The organism is Acidithrix sp. C25 (assembly GCF_904848545.2).
The window spans coordinates 883,650-902,929 of sequence record NZ_CAJHCI020000002.1; the positions used below are offsets into that span (position 1 = coordinate 883,650).

Annotated in this window: 15 protein-coding genes; 1 reads left to right on the plus strand and 14 read right to left on the minus strand. The window is 48.7% G+C overall.

Going from position 1 to position 19,280, the window contains the following annotated elements:
- Positions 1-38 precede the first annotated feature (38 nt).
- Entirely contained in the window at positions 39-3,086 is a 3,048-nt protein-coding gene (locus tag ACIDITHRIX25_RS97040) for a bifunctional lysylphosphatidylglycerol flippase/synthetase MprF (RefSeq protein ID WP_052604347.1), read from the plus strand.
- Positions 3,087-3,609: 523 nt separating this feature from the next.
- Here the strand turns inward: ACIDITHRIX25_RS97040 and ACIDITHRIX25_RS97045 are convergent.
- From ACIDITHRIX25_RS97045 to ACIDITHRIX25_RS97110, 14 genes are all read right to left on the minus strand, one after another.
- Positions 3,610-5,238, minus strand: coding sequence for an NADH-quinone oxidoreductase subunit N (locus ACIDITHRIX25_RS97045; protein ID WP_052604348.1), 1,629 nt, complete (start codon positions 5,236-5,238; stop codon positions 3,610-3,612).
- 5 nt (positions 5,239-5,243) lie between these two features.
- Positions 5,244-6,779, minus strand: a complete 1,536-nt coding sequence (locus ACIDITHRIX25_RS97050) for a complex I subunit 4 family protein (RefSeq protein WP_201733339.1) — start codon at positions 6,777-6,779, stop codon at positions 5,244-5,246.
- Positions 6,780-6,835: 56 nt separating this feature from the next.
- Positions 6,836-8,767: an NADH-quinone oxidoreductase subunit L gene (nuoL, locus tag ACIDITHRIX25_RS97055; RefSeq protein WP_201733340.1), complete on the minus strand. Its 1,932-nt coding sequence runs from the start codon at positions 8,765-8,767 to the stop codon at positions 6,836-6,838.
- Position 8,768: 1 nt separating this feature from the next.
- Positions 8,769-9,074 (minus strand): NADH-quinone oxidoreductase subunit NuoK, encoded by a 306-nt coding sequence (gene nuoK, locus ACIDITHRIX25_RS97060; protein WP_052604351.1) that lies wholly within the window; start codon positions 9,072-9,074, stop codon positions 8,769-8,771.
- The gene (locus ACIDITHRIX25_RS97065) at positions 9,071-9,751 is read right to left on the minus strand and encodes an NADH-quinone oxidoreductase subunit J (RefSeq protein ID WP_052604352.1); all 681 of its coding nucleotides are present in this window, start codon (positions 9,749-9,751) and stop codon (positions 9,071-9,073) included. The genes nuoK and ACIDITHRIX25_RS97065 overlap by 4 nt, the downstream gene beginning before the upstream one ends.
- Complete coding sequence (nuoI, locus tag ACIDITHRIX25_RS97070) at positions 9,751-10,434, minus strand: NADH-quinone oxidoreductase subunit NuoI (protein ID WP_052604353.1); 684 nt, start codon at positions 10,432-10,434, stop codon at positions 9,751-9,753. Before nuoI ends, ACIDITHRIX25_RS97065 begins: the two co-directional genes overlap by 1 nt.
- A complete protein-coding gene (gene nuoH / locus ACIDITHRIX25_RS97075; protein WP_201733341.1) occupies positions 10,434-11,657 on the minus strand; it encodes an NADH-quinone oxidoreductase subunit NuoH in 1,224 nt (407 codons plus the stop codon). Before nuoH ends, nuoI begins: the two co-directional genes overlap by 1 nt.
- Positions 11,657-14,221 (minus strand): NADH-quinone oxidoreductase subunit NuoG, encoded by a 2,565-nt coding sequence (gene nuoG / locus ACIDITHRIX25_RS97080; protein WP_201733342.1) that lies wholly within the window; start codon positions 14,219-14,221, stop codon positions 11,657-11,659. Before nuoG ends, nuoH begins: the two co-directional genes overlap by 1 nt.
- Positions 14,214-15,527 (minus strand): NADH-quinone oxidoreductase subunit NuoF, encoded by a 1,314-nt coding sequence (gene nuoF / locus ACIDITHRIX25_RS97085; RefSeq protein ID WP_052604355.1) that lies wholly within the window; start codon positions 15,525-15,527, stop codon positions 14,214-14,216. The genes nuoG and nuoF overlap by 8 nt, the downstream gene beginning before the upstream one ends.
- The gene (locus ACIDITHRIX25_RS97090) at positions 15,524-16,159 is read right to left on the minus strand and encodes an NADH-quinone oxidoreductase subunit NuoE family protein (protein ID WP_201733343.1); all 636 of its coding nucleotides are present in this window, start codon (positions 16,157-16,159) and stop codon (positions 15,524-15,526) included. Before ACIDITHRIX25_RS97090 ends, nuoF begins: the two co-directional genes overlap by 4 nt.
- Positions 16,160-17,416, minus strand: coding sequence for an NADH-quinone oxidoreductase subunit D (locus ACIDITHRIX25_RS97095; RefSeq protein ID WP_152625817.1), 1,257 nt, complete (start codon positions 17,414-17,416; stop codon positions 16,160-16,162).
- Positions 17,417-17,573: 157 nt separating this feature from the next.
- Entirely contained in the window at positions 17,574-18,035 is a 462-nt protein-coding gene (locus ACIDITHRIX25_RS97100) for an NADH-quinone oxidoreductase subunit C (RefSeq protein WP_052604356.1), read from the minus strand.
- Positions 18,036-18,614: an NADH-quinone oxidoreductase subunit B gene (locus tag ACIDITHRIX25_RS97105; RefSeq protein ID WP_082058433.1), complete on the minus strand. Its 579-nt coding sequence runs from the start codon at positions 18,612-18,614 to the stop codon at positions 18,036-18,038.
- Between the two features lie 100 nt (positions 18,615-18,714).
- Positions 18,715-19,158 (minus strand): NADH-quinone oxidoreductase subunit A, encoded by a 444-nt coding sequence (locus tag ACIDITHRIX25_RS97110; RefSeq protein ID WP_052604357.1) that lies wholly within the window; start codon positions 19,156-19,158, stop codon positions 18,715-18,717.
- Between the last annotated feature and the right edge of the window lie 122 nt (positions 19,159-19,280).

Sequence of the window (19,280 nt, forward strand, 5' to 3'; positions counted from 1 at the left end):
TATCCTATTGAGATATGAAAGGGGTAAGGATAACTAACTTGGATTCACTATCTGCAAAACCATATGAAGCCGAAAATCAAACGATGCACATTAAAGAAAGCATCGATGATTTTGTGGATGAAAGCCTTCATAGCGCTTGCAAGAAAGAAATTGAAGTTCATGTCGGTATCGGAAGCCGGGTGATCGTAGCTTCAGATCTTTTGATCGGTCGCTTTGAGCCCGGCACTCGCGGCGAACTAACCAAATTCAAGGAATACCTGGCAACACTCGATGGACCAGGGGTAATAATCTTTGCTGGGAATCTCTTTGATCTTTCTAATCAAACCCTACAAGTCAAAGTTTGTGACCTAATCGATCAGGAAAAGGAGTTCTTTGGTCAACTTCGGGACCTCACTACCTCTCACGGCTTTGAAATCTACATTCTTCCTGGTTCTAGAGATCGATCTCTAGCTTGGGATCTCTCTCAACAAAAAGACTTAGAAACGATAGGCCAAGCCAGCTTAGGAATCAAGGTCAGCCTTATTGTCGAGACCACCAATGGACCAAAAACAATCGATATATTCTCAGGGCGAGAATTCGAAGCCAGATCGAATCAAGTCGATCCATATTCAAAAGTTGATACCCCATGGTCTACGCATCTCATTGGGGAGATAATTCCCCATCTGACCAAACGGGCAAAATGGCTAGAAGGCATAGACCTCGTCGACAACCAGGGCGCAATATCTCGATTCTTCGCATCCCGAATCTTCTATCGAAAGGCAATGCGATATCTTCCATGGCTCATCGCACCGATTCTGGGCGCCTTTTTCATTAAGTTGCCGGTAATTCTGGCGCTGCCAACGATAGGTCACTTCAAACATCGAATTCGCGCGTTAGCACCCTTTATCCAAATTGCTGGCGCAGCCACACTATTGGATGCAGTCCTAGTCCTGACCATTGCAACGTGGCTAGCGCGTCGAACATACGCCGGGATGATTGAAAATCCACTTATCGCCACAAATAGCGGAGAAGCACTACCAAACCTTGCCGCACGAATCGCAGCCATGGAGGCGTTAGACGACAGCCATATCGGAACCATCATCGGCAACAGCCTGAACCCCGAGATGACCGACATGACCTCAGGATTCTTTTGCGCCACTGGTGGAATATCAAAATGCTACAGAGAGTCCCCAGCACGATTTGGACTACCATCAGTCTTTCAGCCGATCGCGCAGTGCACCTGGGTAGAAATTCAGCCAGGTGCCAAAGTGAGAGTTCGTCTCTATTCTCAGACTGAAGAACTGCCCCTAGAGTCAAGGAGCGAGCGACTTGTTCGTCTAGGAAAACACGATCCGACGAGTGGCCTGCGTATCCTGGCGTCATATCCCGGTGGCGAAGGCTACATTCCTAGCGACGCAACCTCTACCAAATTCTCAAGGCCACGGCGACTAGTGGCCCTTGGCGTTCTGCTAGTTGGATTAATTGACTTAATTTCAACTCTGGTGCCACCACTTCGCTCGCGGCTAAGTCTTATAACAGAGTTCATCCCACTAGCGGTACCCGTGGCCGCCAATGCGATTGCTGCGATCGAATCCGTGGGGCTAATGGCTCTCGCCAGTGGTCTAAGAAGGGGTCAACGAGTCGCCTACCTGCTGACAGTGGCTATAGCTAGCGCCAGCGTCATAACCAACCTGATCAAGGGTGGCGACATTGAGGAGTCGATTCTGACCGCGATATTGGTTGGATCGCTCGTCGCCTCTCGCAAAGCATTCACTGCGCCAACAAATAGGATTCCCATGCTAAAGGGCATCATCAGGATACCAATTGGATGGCTTTTGATCTTTATCGCTGGCTCTTTAGCATTACGCCTTGATCTTCTGCTCTTTAGCCGTAGCACCTCTATAGGAATACTCAATGGACTCCTAGCGGTTCTTGAACGGATGGTAGGGTCACAATCGATCCCAATTCCTCATTCAATCAACCTTTTTCTAGCCCCAGCGCTCAGCTACTCCGCCTTAACGCTTCTAGCTCTTCTTCTCCTTCGAGCATCTCGACCAGTAGTTGAGGCAAAGGTGGCAAGATTGACTCTGCCAGGTCGACCTGCACTTACGCCAACTGAGATAGTCAACCGCTACTCCAAAACCACACTTGACTACTTTGCTCTTCGCGACGACAAATCGCACTTTATCGCCTATAACACCTTGATCGCCTATGCCGTGATTGGCACAGTAGCCGTGGTCTCACCTGACCCTATAGGACCAGCTGCAACGGCCACTCAAGCCTGGAATGCATTTCGAAATCATGCAAATTCAAATGGTTGGACGATATGCGTACTAGGTTCTGGCGAACCATGGCAGACAACCTATGCCTCTAGCGGCCTTCACTCCATCTATATCGGAGATGAAGCAGTGGTAAATGTCTCCGACTTCCACCTAGATGGAAATAAGAATAAATCGCTCCGGCAAGCCGTCAACAGAATGCGCAACTACAACTACCGTGTCGAATTCGTAGACCCGGCAACTGTTAGCGGCCCGTTGCGCGATGAACTCACCAGAGTCCTCGCACAAAGTCGCAAAGGTGGGGTCGAACGAGGCTTCTCTATGACACTTGGTCGCTTTCTAGATCCAAGAGATATTGGCCTCTTATTGAGCATAGCTTATGGCCCAAACAACGAGGTGGTGGGCTTCTGCCAATGGGTACCCGCACCAGGAATAAATGGATATTCACTTGACCTTATGCGTCGGGATCTAGCTGACCATCCAAATGGACTAACCGACCTTATGGTGGTAGCCACAATTGAATATCTAAGGGCAAATGCAATGGAGGCGCTCAGCTTAAACTTCGCGACAATGCGTGCCGTCATAGCTGGAGAGACTGAAGACGGTGTCAGTTCGAGGATCGAAAGATGGTTTCTCAAAAGATTATCAGATACAATGCAGATTGAGAGCCTCTGGCGCTTCAACTCCAAATTCCATCCAATCTGGCTTCCTCGCTATCTGGTCTTTGAATCCCCAGACAGCCTCCCTCAAATTGCTATCGCAATTGCTCGAGCAGAATCGCTTTGGGAACTTCCAGTTATAGGAAAGTTTCTAGTTCCAAAGCAATAGCAATCGGTATTGCTACTTGAAAGAGCCAAACGATGCTAGAACTAGTTCTAAAAGGCCAATCTAAAAGGCCAATGGGGAGCTGTGTTTAGTCCTTAGGTGCCGGTTTACCCCCTCTTTCCTTGCCCAAATCAATGGCAAGGAAGTACTAAAACCCACTATTAAAACCTATACCGCGAAAATACATTCAAGAATCTCTCCGAAATTCAAAAACAAAACTAGCTCCTTGCAATTCTTTCAATCCTGGCATCCTGGCTCGCAAGAATAAAGTATCCGAACTTCATTCCCCCACAAAAAACTGAAAGACCGCCTTTTTTAGACCGAAACCAACCATCCAAGGCAAAGCAGGAGTTGGTCCCCTTTTAATGCTAATTGCGACCAACATTGCGAGAAAAGCCCGAACGCGCCACAATCGCTAAAAACAAAGGGCTCGATCAGGGTGATAAACACCTTAATCGAGCCCTTTTGATTAACATCTACTCATTGCGAACCCGCCCTAAAAACTGGTTCTCGAAGAATTGATTCTCTAAAACAGAAGCTTGGCTAAATCTGCCATATGAACAAGAGGATTCGGAAAGATACCAAATCCAACAGTAAATAGAATGCTTATTCCGACCACGATCTTAGCTTCAGTTGAAATTCGTAGCGAGCGAGCTACCGCCACCTTTGCGGGAGCTAGTACCGCCAAATCGCCTTCGGGTCGATCGAACGAACCCAGATCACCATCACCGCCACTCGCAAATACCAACACTTCCTCATCGTCAATAGGTGATTCAGAGACCTTGTCTTGTGGAACCTTAGAGTACATGACGGCTACCACTCGCAGATAGAAGAAGGTGGCGATTACAGCTGATAGCATCGCAATCACGGCGAGGATATAAGAATGAGCCTTTACAGTCGCAGCAATAACTGAGAACTTAGCCAATAAACCAGTTGTGAGCGGCGCACCTGCTTGAGCTACGAGTAATACTGCCATAAAGAGCGCTAGCGCCGGATTAGTTCTAGCGAGACCCCTAAGGCGTTCGATCGGAACCACACCCGTATCGCTATCTTCAAAGACATTTACAATAGCAAAGGTGCCAATGACCATGAAGGTGTAAGCGATCAAGTAGTACAGCGAGCCTGAAACCCCACCGGCAGTGCCAGCTGCAACTCCAAGTAGTACAAAACCAGCATGATTAATCGAGGAGTATGCAAGCATGCGCTTGATATCGCTTTGAACTATCGCCAGTATTGCACCCACAACGAGCGTAAGAGCCGCAAGTCCCCAAATAATAGGCTGCCAATCAAGGCGCTGAGTAGGAAACGCCGTTATCAGAATCCTCAGCAGACCTGCAAAACCTGCGGCCTTGGCCACTGCTGCCATATAACCACTCGCAGCCGCTGGAGCTCCTTGATAGACGTCTGGTGTCCAAAGGTGAAAAGGAACTGCAGCAACCTTGAAGCCCAAACCGACGATCAAAAGCGCAATTCCAGCCAATAAAACACCGTTAGAAGTTACGGTATTAGTGGCCAAGAAAGAGGCGATCTTTTGAATGTTGGTAGTGCCGGTGGCACCGTATGTAAGGGCAATTCCATACAAGAAGATTGCAGAGGAAAAACCGCCAAGTATGAAGTACTTTAGTCCTGCTTCGCCAGATAGTTGATTGCGCTTTTCGAAAGCTGCCATGACATAGAGGGCAATCGACAAGATCTCAAGGCCCAAAAAGACAACGATCAGGTCGCCAGCGCTTGCTAAAAGGATGGCGCCAGCGCTTGATAGAAGCAAAAGGCAGTGATACTCAACTCGACCGATCCGGCTCCTCGATAGGTAAGCTTCGCCGGCCAATACCGACAGAAGCGCCGCAGAAGAGATCGTAATCATCAAAAATATAGCAAATCCATCGAGTACGATCGAGGATGCTATCGCTCTCGATGCCCCATGGGAGACAAAGTTCGACCAAAGAACAATCGAATCGATCAAAGCAATGGCGGTTACGGCAAATGCCATCGCGCCAATCGCCTTGGTCCGTTTTAGCGATGGCGCAAGCGATGAGATCAGCATGATCACCAGGGCTCCCACGATCAGAATTATCTCGGGGCCAATTGCCTTATAGGAAATCGACGGAAAGACAATCTTGGGGCCAGTAGATATTAATCCAAGGATTGAATTCATAAGGACTATCCCTTTCCTTTTTGCACGATAACGCCCATAGCATTTGGAGAGACGTTCGCTGCATTTACATGGCTTATAAGGGCATTCACACTGGGAGTTATTCGATCAAGGATCGGTCGTGGATAAAGACCCAAAGCAACTACTATCACGATCAGTGGTGCAAGGACCAAGATCTGACCCTTCTTGATCTCAATCGGACGACTCTCTGGAATCAAGTCTGGCTCCGATGGCTTCCCATGAAATATCCGTTGGTATGACCAAAGCATATAGACGGCCGAGATAACGACACCAAAAGCAGCCACAACAGCCCACCAGCGATGGGTGCTAAAGCTACCAATGAGAATCAAAAACTCACCTACAAAGCCGCTTAGTCCAGGCAGTCCTATCGATGCCATTACAAACAAGGTGAAAATACCTGCCATGACCGGTGCCTTGGATTGAAGCCCACCAAGGCGATCCATGTCGATAGCTCCAGTTGCCGCAAAGAGAAAGCCCACCAATAAAAATAGTGCAGCAGTATAGATGCCATGATTTATCATCTGAAGCACGCCGCCAGCTACGCCCTCGCGCGACAGGGCAAAGAATCCTAAGATTATAAAGCCCATGTGACTCAAAGAAGAATAGGCGAGCATTCGCTTTATATCACGCTCGCCAGCGGCCACGATTCCTCCGTAGATGATCCCTATTACCGCCAAAGTAAGCAGCAATGGACCAAATGAGACAACCGCATGCGGAAAGAGCGTGAAGTCAAAACGCAAGATACCATAGGTACCAAGCTTGGCCATAATGGCAGCAAGGACAATTACGCCCGACGTAGGCGCTTGCCGATAGGCGTCAGGCGACCAAGTGTGAAAGGGGAAGATCGGAGCTTTCACGGCAAATGCCGCGGTAAAGGCCAAAAAGAGCCACTTCTCAGTTCCGCTAGAAAGTGATGTCTTAGCCAAAGCGGCAATGTCAAAGGTCGTAACGCCAGTTTGAGCCGAATGGATAAAGACGAGTGCAAGCATTCCAACTAGCAAAAGTGCAGAGCCTAGGAAGGTATAGATAAAGAACTTGATAGCCGCAGCGCCACTCTTTTCATAGCCCCACGACCCGATCAGGAAATAGGTCGGTATTAAGGTCAATTCAAAGGTAACAAAAAATGCGAACAGGTCCAAGCTCATAAAACTACCCATACAGGCTGCCTCTAGGAGAAGCATCCAGGCTGCGAAGCTCTGCGCGTTGGCTCGCTCCTTGGCACCGATATATGCAATCGGAAAGATCAAGGCCGTCAGAAGGACTAAAAAGATCGAGATCCCATCTACCCCGAGCTTCCAAGAGATCCCAAAAGAAGAGATCCAACTGTAGCTCGAAACATATTGATAAGATGCCACTCCAGCCTTGAAGTTGACGGCGAGAACGATCGCCAATATTGCCTCGGCAATAGATATAGCTCCTGTTATTGGAACTACCAGTCTTCCTCGGACCTCTTTGGGAAGGAGCGCAATCAAAAGAGCACCTATGGCTGGCAAAATAACAAGGACTTCCAATACGTTACTCAACGAACTTCACCGCCACTATTAATCTCATCTTGCATTGGTTCGACATATAACATCTCCTAAAGACCTGCTCTCGTAATTACAAAGCCGAGAATCAAAACCACACCAAAGCTGATGATCAAGGCATAACTTCGAACGTAACCACTTTGAATTCCCCGCAGCGATCCACCAAGAGCGCCAATTAGACGTCCCGAGCCATTTACGGCACCATCGATAACTTCATTATCAACTATCTCATTCAATTCGATCGCGAGTCCGCTAGATCCTCTAGCGAAGACTGAGTCGAAGAGATGGTCGATCTGCCATCCCTTTTTCAAGAAACCAACCTCGAGAGATGGGTTGCTTGCGGTCTTAGACCAAGCTCTAGTTGCTATGAAGATACCAAGGAGCGCAAAGACGATGTCACCGACTTCCAAAATCACTTTAGTACCACCACCAAAGGTCAAGTTTGCCTGAGCCTTACCAAAGACTGGCAATAGCCAGTTGGTTAGAAAGTCTGTGCTCGAGCTAATACCAAGGTTCATGACACCAGCCAAGATCGAGGCAATTGCCAGGATAATCAGCGGCACGGTCATAACCTTTGGAGATTCATGGGGCTCTGAATGAGCACCGTGGCCATCATGGTTAGTGAGCGCTTCGCGATATCTTGGTGAACCAAAGAAGACCAGATAAACTTCTCGTCCCATGTAGTAAGCCGTAAGTATTGCTGTTATGGCTCCAACGGCCCAAAGTATTGGAGACTTTGAATAGGCAGCTAGGAGGACATCGCCTTTGGAGAAAAATCCCGAAAAAGGCGGCAAACCTGCAATGGAAAGCCACGCAATGATAAAGGTGAAGCCAGTAATTGGCATCAATTTATAGAGCGCTCCCATCTTCTTGATATCTTGTTCATCACCCAAGGAGTGAATCACCGAGCCAGCGCCAAGGAACAAAAGTGCTTTGTAGAATGCGTGGGTTATCATCAAAAAGATCGCAGCAACATATGCTCCTGAACCAATTCCAAGAAACATATACCCGAGCTGTGAAACCGTTGAATAAGCAAGAACCTTCTTGATATCATTCTGGGCGGTCGCAGCGGTCGCAGCGACAAAGGCAGTCGCAGCGCCAACTATCGCAATCACGGTGCCAGCGTTCGATGAGAGGTGAATGATCGGAGCGACTCTAGCCATCAAATAGACGCCTGCGGTAACCATTGTGGCGGCATGAATCAAAGCTGAAACTGGAGTTGGACCCTCCATGGCATCCACTAGCCATACAAAGAGTGGAATCTGAGCGGATTTACCAGCCGCACCGACAAAGAGCAGCAAGGCAATCGCAGTAGCTTGGGGGCCGCTTATGAAGGGATGACCACCATGTGCTGCGCTCGAGGCAATATTGCCAAATACCGAAGTATAATTGAGCGACTTTGCAACCTCAAAGAGCAAGAACATTCCAAGCATGTAGCCAAAGTCACCAATTCGGTTGATAATAAAGGCCTTCTTGCCAGCTGAAGCTGCACTATCTCGGTCGAACCAAAATGAGATCAACCAATACGAACAGGCGCCAACACCCTCCCAACCAAGGAAGGCTACGACAAAGTTATTGGCAAGAACCAAGACCAACATTGAGAAGACAAAGAGGTTCAAATAGACAAAGAACGTTCTAAATCGAGGATCATGATCCATATAGCCAATGGAATAAGCATGTATCAAGGTCGCTACACCGGTCACGAACAATATCATCACGCTCGACAACGGATCCAAATAAGCCCCGAAGTGAATGCTCAAATGACCCACTGCAAACCATGTAAAGAGGTTAGGTGCCAACGCCCTAGCAGCTGAAGTCAGAGAAAGCAGGTGAAAGTATTCAGTCAGTGCAATTACAAATGAGACACCGACCAGAGCTGTTGCCAGCCAACCTACAACCCGCTTTGGAAGAAATCTCCCAAAAAATAGGTTGATAAAGAAACCAGCTAACGGCATAGCCGGTATGAGAAAAATTAAACCTTCCACGCTAGCCCCTCAAAAGATGTAAGTCATCGGCGGTAGCGCCTACGCGTCGCCTAAAGATTGAAACGATGATTCCCAATCCCACTACTACTTCTGCAGCCGCAACAACTAGAACGAAAAAGACAAGTACCTGACCGCCTATATCGCCCAACATTCGTGCAAAGGTAACAAAGGTCAAATTCACTGCATTTAGCATCATCTCGACGCACATAAACATCACGATTACATTACGTCTAACCAAAACGCCAACGACGCCAACACTAAAGAGCACCGCAGCCAGTGTTAAGAACCAACTTCCTGGAATACTCATAGATCGATCACCTCTTCATCAGATTCATTCTCAAAATCCTCGCTATAGTCGGCCGTTGAAATCGAGACCCCAAAGTCGCTATCATCTGGCTCGGGAATCGCAACTGCGATCTCTTCTTCTTCGTTATGTTCGACAACCACACGACGAGCCAGATACACCGCGGCAAGAACCGCGATGACGAGCAGAACTGCGGTTGCTTCAAATGGGAGAAGATAGGTCGAAAAGACAGCCCGTGCAATTCTTGTTACATTGTCCACGGAATTCCCGACTGGACCCGTCGATGCTTTAGCCCCCGTTGCCCAGGTGGTCTTAGCCAAAAGGAGTACTTCGCCCAAGGCGATTACTCCTGCAACGATACCCATAGGGAGTTGACCTCGGAGCTTCTCACGCGAAAAGATCTCTCTTCTATCGACGCCAAGCAACATGATGACAAACAAGAACAAAACAACGACTGCACCGGCATAGACAATTATCTGTACCGCCGCTAAAAACTGCGCATTCTCTTCAATAAACAAAATGGCGATTCCAAACATCGTCATCACCAATGACAAAGCCGAATGGACTGGATTCTTTGATGCCACAACGCCAAAAGCGCCAGCCAAAACAATTGCTGCAGCCGCAATAAATGTAATCAAATCCGGCTTAGCGATTGCAGCTAAGATAAGGCTTGTCTCCACTATCTAACCCTCCCACCGTTAGCTTTGGAGATGCGATCCCCTTTGATCTTCCTAATTGCAAAGGAATTAACGGCGCTCTCGTCTCTATCGCTCTTTTGACCGTCTTCGGGAGTTCTCGTCCCATAACCCAGTTCATTGGACCAATGAACAATACCTTCGAAGCCCGGATCACCACTTGGAGAGGTTGCGCGCATCCAACCAGATGTCATCTCGTCATCGCCTTCTCGCCAGTCCTCCCAGGGCATTTGCATCGGCTTGCCATCGTCATCGACGACCAATTCATCCTTTGTATAAATGGCGTCTTGACGCGAAGTAAAGGAAAACTCAAAGAGCTTCGACTCGGTGATTGCCTCGGTCGGACAGGCCTCTACACAAAGGTCGCAGTGAATACATCGAAGATAATTAATCTCATAGACAAATCCATATCGCTCACCAGGTGAGACTGGATCATCGATAGGATTATCCTTACCTCTTACATAGATGCAACCTACGGGGCAAACCCCGGCACAAAGCTCACAACCGATACACTTTTCCATGCCATCTTCGTAGCGATTCAGGACGTGACGTCCATGAAACCGCGGTGGCTTTGGCCTTTTATCCCTTGGATATTGGCCAGTAATGCGAGGCTCGGCCATTTGCTTCAGCGTGACTTTGAAGCCCTTGAAGCCATCAAATACGCCCATCAGTTATCTCCCTCATTTGAGCCTTCGATGGAGGTTTCATCGTTGAACTTAATCCGTGTAAATGTAGCAATCGTCTCAACGTCTGAATCGTTGTCGCGTCCGATCGATACAGCTCGATAGAGCACCGATCCACCTATCAAAAAGACTACGAAAAGGACAAAACCATAGACCTTAGATACTTGCATAGCTCCAACCAACAGAAGCCAAGCCAGCGAGATTGGGATAAGTATCTTCCAACCCAAATCCATCAGCTGATCGTATCTCAATCGCGGTAGAGCCGCTCTTACCCATACGTAAAAGAAAAGAAATGCACCAGTCTTGATCAAGAACCAGAGAATCGGCCAAATCCATGCAGGCCCACCGAGGTTGGGGCCATCTGGACCACCGAGGAACAAGGTCACGATGACAGCTGACATCGAAATCGTATTCATGAACTCAGCCAAGAAAAAGAGGGCAAACCGAATCGAAGAATACTCGGTATGGAATCCACCGACCAACTCTTGTTCTGCTTCGGTTAGGTCAAATGGAGGACGATTCAACTCGGCGGTGATCGCGATCACAAAGATAACAAAGGGTACGATACCAAGGCGAATAATATTCCACTTGGGGAAGATCCCAAAGAACGATCCCATCTGAGAGTTGACTATGTCCCGAGTACCCAAGGAACCAGTTATCAATACAACAGCTGCGACCGAAAGTCCCATCGCGGCCTCGTAGGAGACCATCTGTGCTGAAGCTCTAACAGAGCCAAGCAACGGGTATTTAGAGCCAGAAGACCAACCAGCCAGCATTGTACCGTAGACCGCGACCGATGACATCGCAAGCAAAAAGAGAATTCCAATCGGGGGATCCGCGACTTGCAACTCCACTACGTGACCAAAGATATGGACTGTGCCGCCAATTGGTACGATCGTAAAGATCAAAAATGCCGGGATAACCGTCAAATATGGAGCCAATTTGAAGGCGAATCGATCACTCTTTTCTGGTATCAAATCTTCCTTGAAAAAGAGCTTGATTCCATCGGCAAGTGTCTGAAGAATACCATAGGGGCCTGCTCGATTAGGTCCAATTCGGTTCTGCATATCCGAGATTATCTTACGCTCGAACCAAATCATCAAAAGAACTGAGACCAAAAGCGCTACAAAAGCCACGAGGACCTTTACAACGACGATCAGGACAACCCCTAGTGAGATATGGCCGAGAAAAAGCGGGTCTTGACCCATCAGTTTATCCCTACCTTCACATAATTTACTTCTTTAGACGAATCCACGATGGACAACAAGTTGACTCCCGACCCCAACGTACCGACCACTATGTCATCAGGAAGCGTCTTATCAATCAGAGCAGGAACCCTAAGGATGCCCATCTCTCCGTTGCTAAGTTCAACCTCCTGGCCGTCAATGAGTCCAAGACTATCCGCCAGGATAGAAGGAACTCGAACTTGCGAGGATGGTATCAAAGCCTTCATCACAGGAGACACCACAAGATCGGGGGTCGGATAATAGAGTGGACGCGTCAACACTAGGAGGTACTCGCCATGTTGTTGATGGTCAACAAGGTCAACTTTATCTGACTGCCTTGCAAAGCTCGCCTGAGTAAATCTTCCCACGTAGTCAGATGGTCCATTATCGACAGCTTCATCGATATTTGCTGGAGGACCTTGGCGACCACTAGACACCAGACCAGGAGTGGCGATCGGATCCAAAGAACGACGGCGACCAATCGCAACCTTCGTTCTCGGCAGCGGGACAATCACCCCGTCCGGAGACCGCTCAGAACCAAGTTCGCTATAGGAGAGGCCGCTATATAGTGCGCAGGTGGCCACCATCTCATTGAAAATATCTTCATGGTCATGGCTTGTGGCTTCGATCATCATCTCGCGAGCAATCTCAGCTGCAATCACCACGTCGGTCTTAGCTTGGCCCATCGGTACCACAGCCTTACCTAAACGCGAAACACGTCCCTCAAAGTTTGTATGAGTTCCAGCGGTCTCTCCCGGAGCCACCAGTGGCAAGATAGCATCGGCGTATTTACCCGTAGCAGTCAAATAGCTATCGATCACTATCACCGTAGATCGCGAAAGTGCAGCTTCGACTAAAGCCGTATCGGCCATCTTGGTGATTAGATCCTCAGCCAAGATAACAAGGACCATATCTTGGTCACAAGCACGTCGCAATATCGAATATGTATCGATTCCAATATTGCTATCGCCATTTGTGCCTAGGGCTACCCTACCTGGACCATATCCAGGAATCGCTCCTAGGTCATAGGCACCAAAAATATTCGCATCCGACATCATAAAGAGAAAACCCGCATTTGGGACCTTCTCGTGCAACGCCAGGGCGAGTTCGTCCGTGATCACCGAAGCATTCGCAATGGTTTCGTCCCCTATGACAAAGGTAACTTTATCCACAGTTGCAAGTCGATCAAACAAAGACTCTAAAGATGTGTTAGTGCCGAAGTTACCTTCGCGCAGTTGGCGCAAAAGGTCGATCTGAGAGACCCCAATATGCTTGGAAAAAGTTGAAATCGATGTCTCGACCCTAGAAAGCTCATAGATCTCAGTCTTGGTCTTAGATGCCTCGCCCATTCTCAGAAAGAGGACTGGCATCTCTTCGCGAGGATCGGCCCCTATGACAACTACGATCGACGAAGCCATGGCTTCGTTCAATGACACTCGCGGAAGCGAAAATAGAACGTCCGCTGAGCGACTTGGCATAACTCTGGCATCGAAATTCTCCACAGAAAGTCCCGACTTGGCAAGTCGAACAAAGGAATAGATTCCCTCATTGGTAAGGCTCGAGCCACCTATAAAGGCGACATTTGCTGGATCCTGGGAGATCGCTCCTCGAAGGATACTTCCGACCTTACCAATCGCATCCCGCCATGAAACCGCTGCAAGATCTGAGCGATATCGAACATATGGCTCTGAAAGCCGTTCGGAAGAGTTAGTGGCTTCGTAGCCAAAACGTCCCCGATCACACAACCAAGAGTGATTTACTGCGTCGGAATCGATTCCTAGATAGCGAGTCACTTCACTACGAGAGGTCTGAATCGCAATTCGACAACCTACAGAGCAAGTAGTACAGGTGCTTTCACTCTGCTCTAAGTCCCAAGGGCGTGCTTTGAATCGATATGGCTTCGCTGTCAAAGCGCCAACGGGACATATCTGAACCGTATTACCTGAGAAGTATGAAGCAAAGGGGCTGTCAGGGAAGGTATTTACCTCGGTATGATCACCTCTTCCGATGAACTCAATCAAGGGGTCAAAGGCAATTTCACTGGCAAATCGAACGCATCGGTCACATTGGATGCATCGCTCCCGATCAAGATAGACGATCTCAGAGAGGGCAATTGGCTTCTCGAAGTGACGCTTTTCTTCAACAAAGCGGGATTCGCCCGGGCCATAGGCTAAAGTCTGGTCCTGAAGTGGGCACTCGCCTCCCTTGTCGCAAACTGGACAGTCAAGCGGATGGTTTACTAAAAGAAACTCAAGAACGCCATCCTGTGCCTTTTTTACCTTATCGGAGTTGGTGATGACTTCCATTCCGGGAGCCACCGTCAGATAACAAGAAGGTGCCAAGCTAAAACCACGTGGCCCCTTTACATCCACCAGACACATTCGACAGACGCCAACCGAAGACATTCTCGGATGATAGCAAAAACGAGGTATGAAGACACCGTTGCGCTCGGCAGCCGAAATTATAAGTTCACCTGGCTTAGCGTCAATCTCTACTCCGTCAACGACAATCTTTAGTGAATCCGGATTCGATTCGGTATTACTCATACGGACAACCACCCTCTTTGATGTGAATTAAAAATTCGTCGCGAAACATCTTTATCGCAGCAACTACTGACGAAGGAATCGATGGTCCTAGAACACATATCGTCGTTTGGGCCGGAGGCCACGAAAGACCCGGCGCGATATTGTCGCAGGCATCCAAAAGCAAATCTAGATCGGCCTCGCGTCCTCCACCGTTTTCAATGCGTCGCATCATCTTCTCAATCCAACCGCTTCCTTCGCGACACGGCGTACATTGGCCACATGACTCTCGATTGAAAAATTTAGTGATACGCCACGCAGCCCTGACCATGCAGGTGTGGTCGTCCATCATGACTATCGACCCTGAACCAAGCATCGATCCAGCTTTGGCAACGTCATCTTGGCTCAAGGGAATATCCAAACCCTCAGGTCCAAACCATGGTGCCGAAACGCCACCTGGTATGAAGGCTTTGACTGATCTGCCAAGCCTCATGCCACCGCCGTATTGTGGCGAATCGACCAAATCTCTAAAGGTCATCTTCGCCATCTCGACCTCGTAATTACCAGGTCGATTGACGTGACCGGCCAATGCAAAGATTCGAGTACCTGTCGAACGCCCTACTCCCAGAGAGGCGAAAGCGGCACCGCCGTTATTTACAATCCATGGAATATTGGACATCGACTCTACGTTGTTTACAATCGTAGGTGCACCGTAAAGTCCAATTACCGCGGGGAAAAATGGAGGTTTGATTCGAGGATATCCGCGCTTACCCTCTAAAGATTCGATCAGAGAAGTCTCTTCTCCGCAAATATAAGCTCCGGCTCCGGGGTGTAGCACCAAGTCAAGTGAAAAACCGCTCCCGAAGATATTTTGCCCTAAAGCACCATAGCGATAGGCTTCGTTTATTGCAGCTTGAACTCTTTCTAGTCCTAACGCGAACTCACCTCGTATGAAGATAAAAGCTCGCGAAGCACCTACTGCATAGGCTGTAATTATGGTACCTTCGACTATTTGATGGGGATCGCCTTCAATAAGCATGTGATCCTTGAAAGTTGCAGGCTCAGATTCGTCGCCGTTGACTACCAAATATCGAACGGGCGAGTTCTTTAGCATGGACCATTTGCGTCCAACTTCAAAACCAGCTCCACCTCGACCTAATAAGTTTGAAGTCATAACCTCGCTGGCCACGGCCTCAGGTGTCATGGTGGTAAGCGCCTTTCTTAAGGCGACATAACCTCCAGTTGCTAGATAGGTATCAATCGAATACGATTGATCCAACCCGATGCGCGAAGTCACAATCTTGGGGACGTGTTCACTAACAGTTGTCACTTAGACTCCTTCGCAGCTTCAAGTGCTGCCTTACGACTGGCAATAGCGGCGTCCGACTCTCGGCGCTGAGCGACAATCTCCTCCATTGGAACCTCAATCCCAACCTCGCGATGGACTCGAATGAGTGTTCCATGGCTAGGAACTTCACCCTCGTACTTTCCAACGCTGAGGTCATCGATCAACTCATCAAAGGTCTCATCCGTCAGAGGCCCAAAAAAACGATAGTTGACTTGGACAGCAGGCGCTTTGTCGCAATGGGCAACGCACTCAACCTCTTCAAGGGTAAAAACTCCGTCATGGGTAGTTCCACCAGGCGAAACGCCCAACTTCTCCTCGGCGTGTTCGAGCAATTCGCCACCGCCCTGCAAGAGACACGCAATATTGGTGCATACGCCGACTAGATATTTGCCGACTGGCTCAGTGTGGAGCATGTCATAAAAACTTGCCGTTCCATAGACTTCAGCGGGCGTCACGCCTACGAGATCTGCAATATCTCGCATCATATCCTCACTGAGGTATCCAGCCTCTTCTTGTGCTAGATGACAAAGAGGAATCAAGGCCGAACGTCGCTCGGGGTAAAGTTCCACGAGAGACTCCGCACGCCTTCGCATTATTTGCGAAAAACCACTCATTTAACGATCCACCTCTCCCATAACTGGGTCAATCGAGGAAATAATTGCAACCGCGTCCGCTATCAAACTTCCAGCCATCATCGTTGGAAGCGACTGCAGATTCACAAAGGACGGCCCTCGAATATGCATACGGAACGGCTTAGCTGAACCATCCGCGACCATGTAACAACCCAACTCACCGCGTGGTGACTCCACAGCAACATAGCTCTCCCCAGGTGGCACATGAATGCCCTCTGTGAAAAGCTTAAAGTGGTGAATAAGTGCCTCCATCGATTCATCGATGCGCTTTCGCGGCGGAGGGGTAACTTTCTTATCCAAAGTGCGATATGGACCCTCGGGCATCTTTTCAATGATCTGGGCTATTATGCGCACCGACTCTCGCAACTCGGCAAGGCGAACTGCAAAACGATCAAAGGTGTCCCCCACGCTTCCCACGATCACGTCAAAATCAACTTCATCATAAGCCAAATAGGGAATGTCCTTACGAAGATCCCACGCTACGCCTGTCGATCGAAGCAATGGACCAGAAGCCGAAAGGGCGATCGCTTGGGCTTGGGTTATGATTCCAACCCCTTCAGTTCGCTCGCGAAAGATCGGCTGACCTGTAAGCATCTCATCGTATTCATCGAGTCGACCCGGAATCGTTTGACAAATTGCCAAAACGTCGTCGTACCATCCATCGGGAAGGTCCGCGGCGACGCCACCAGGACGAATGTAATTATGGTTCATTCGAAGACCGGTAGTTTTCTCAAAGAAAGAAAGCACCATCTCTCGCTCTCTAAAGCCATAGATCATCATCGAAGTCGAACCAAGGTCCATTCCATTCGTCGCCATCCACATAAGATGCGACGAAAGACGGTTTAGCTCCGACATCAACATCCGAATCCAGGTTGCACGAGGTGGCATATCAATTCCAAGTAACGACTCGGTCGCCAAGGAAAAGACCAGTTCGTTATGGAGTGGAGCGAGATAATCCATTCGAGTTACGTTGGTCGAACCCTGAATATAGCTAAGACCTTCTGCAGTCTTTTCCATTCCAGTGTGAAGGTAACCGATAACTGGCTTAGTTCGAAGAACCATCTCGCCTTTGAGCTCCATCATCAACCTCAAAACACCATGGGTTGAGGGGTGTTGGGGGCCCATGTTTATAATCATGGTTTCGTCTTCTGAAACCTCTACATCAATATCGCTCGAGTCAAGGATAGCACCCTCTGCAATTCGCAATACCGAGCCGGACTCTCGTCGGAACTCCACCATATCTGTGTCAGAGCGTTCGAACATCTCCTGAGAACCCTCAGAGGTCTCAGCCGCTAGAGCTTCTATCTCAACCTCCTTAGAGAGTAAATCTTTAGAAGGATTCGAAGCCTTATTTGGAGATCCGCTTGATACTTGCTTCACCATCGTCAATTCACCCCTATCTGATTGCCTGAGAAGCTTTAAACTGGACAGGGACTCTTCCAATCGAATAGTCCTTGCGCAATGGATGGCCCTCCCACTCTTCTGGAAGCAAGATTCGGCTAAGGTCAGGATGACCCTCGAAAACTATTCCGAAAAGGTCATAGACCTCGCGCTCCATGGCCTCACATCCCACATAAAGGTCAAAGAGCGAACCTACGATCGGGTTTGCCTCTTGAACTTGAACGCGTACCCTAACCCGCTTGCGTTCTACCAGAGAAGTCAGCACCACTACAACCTCAAAACGCTCACCGAGCACTCCATCTGGAAGCACCCTGGTGGAATCGCCAAGGTAATCCACACCGCATAGATCCGAAAGGAATTCATAGGTGTGATCCTTCAAATCCTCTATGAGCGCTAGATACTGATCGGGCCTTGGAAAATATACGCCCGAAGAATCTTTAACAACTTCATCCATCATCTACTTATTCACCACTTTTACCGAAGCGCTCTTTGGGGAGGCACTTGCAGGTGCAATCGGAGAGATCCTCGGACGCTCCTCAACTACTATCCCTGCTCCCTCACCCTTACGACGAGTAATCTCGCCAGTTCGAATCTTCTCATGCAAGGTCAATATTGCATGCATTAACGTCTCGGGGCCAGGTGGACACCCAGGCGCATAGACGTCGACTGGAACGATTTGGTCTACCCCTTGTACGATGGCGTAGTTATTAAACATTCCGCCAGTTGAGGCACAGACACCCATGGATATGACCCACTTAGGCTCCATCATCTGATCGTAGACCTGCCTCAGAACCGGCGCCATCTTTTGAGAGACACGCCCGGCTACGATCATCAAATCAGCCTGCCGTGGGGAAGCCCGAAAGACCTCCATCCCGAAACGGGCAAGATCATAATCTCCAGCGCCAGCAGACATCATCTCAATTGCGCAGCAAGCCAAACCAAAAGTGGCCGGCCAAACGCTATTACGACGCGCCCATTTGACTAAGTTTTCAATATTCCCGGTCAGGAAATTATGACTCAAGTCCTCTAAACCCACAAAAAACCTCCAAATTGGATTACCCAAGGGTATGTGGCGATTTAGATCGCCAAAAAAATGCACACGGAGACTATAAGCCTCCGTGTGCGCTATTGAGTTATCAAGCGGCTTCTTCGCCAGATGCAACTCGACGAATCGTCGATGTTGTCGTACGCTGCGGATAAGGTTCTTGAATTCCATAACGCTTTACTGGACCCCAGTCAAGCGCTCCATTTGAAATCAAATAGACGAAAGAAACAAAGACCACTACCGCGAAGACAACCATCTCTGAGAGGCCAAACGAGCCCAACTGATGGAAGACAACCGCAAACGGGTATAAGAAAATTATCTCTATATCAAAGATAATAAATATCATAGCTATGAGGTAAAACCGAACTGGAAAACGTGCTACGGGTTCTCTCTGTGGTACGATTCCACACTCATAAGGAGCAGATTTCGCATTTGTTGGCTTCTTTGGAGCCAACAAACCAGAGCCTATGAAAGACCCTGCAGCGAAAAGCATTCCCAACCCCAGCATGATAACTATTGGCAAATAAGGTGCCATAGCTAAAACATCACCTCTTAACAAAATCAGAATTTAGCCTACTAGTCCGACCTTGGAACAAAGCGTTCACTCTTACGGAAAACTAAGGCAACATCTGACACGCAAAAATCAATCGACTCCGC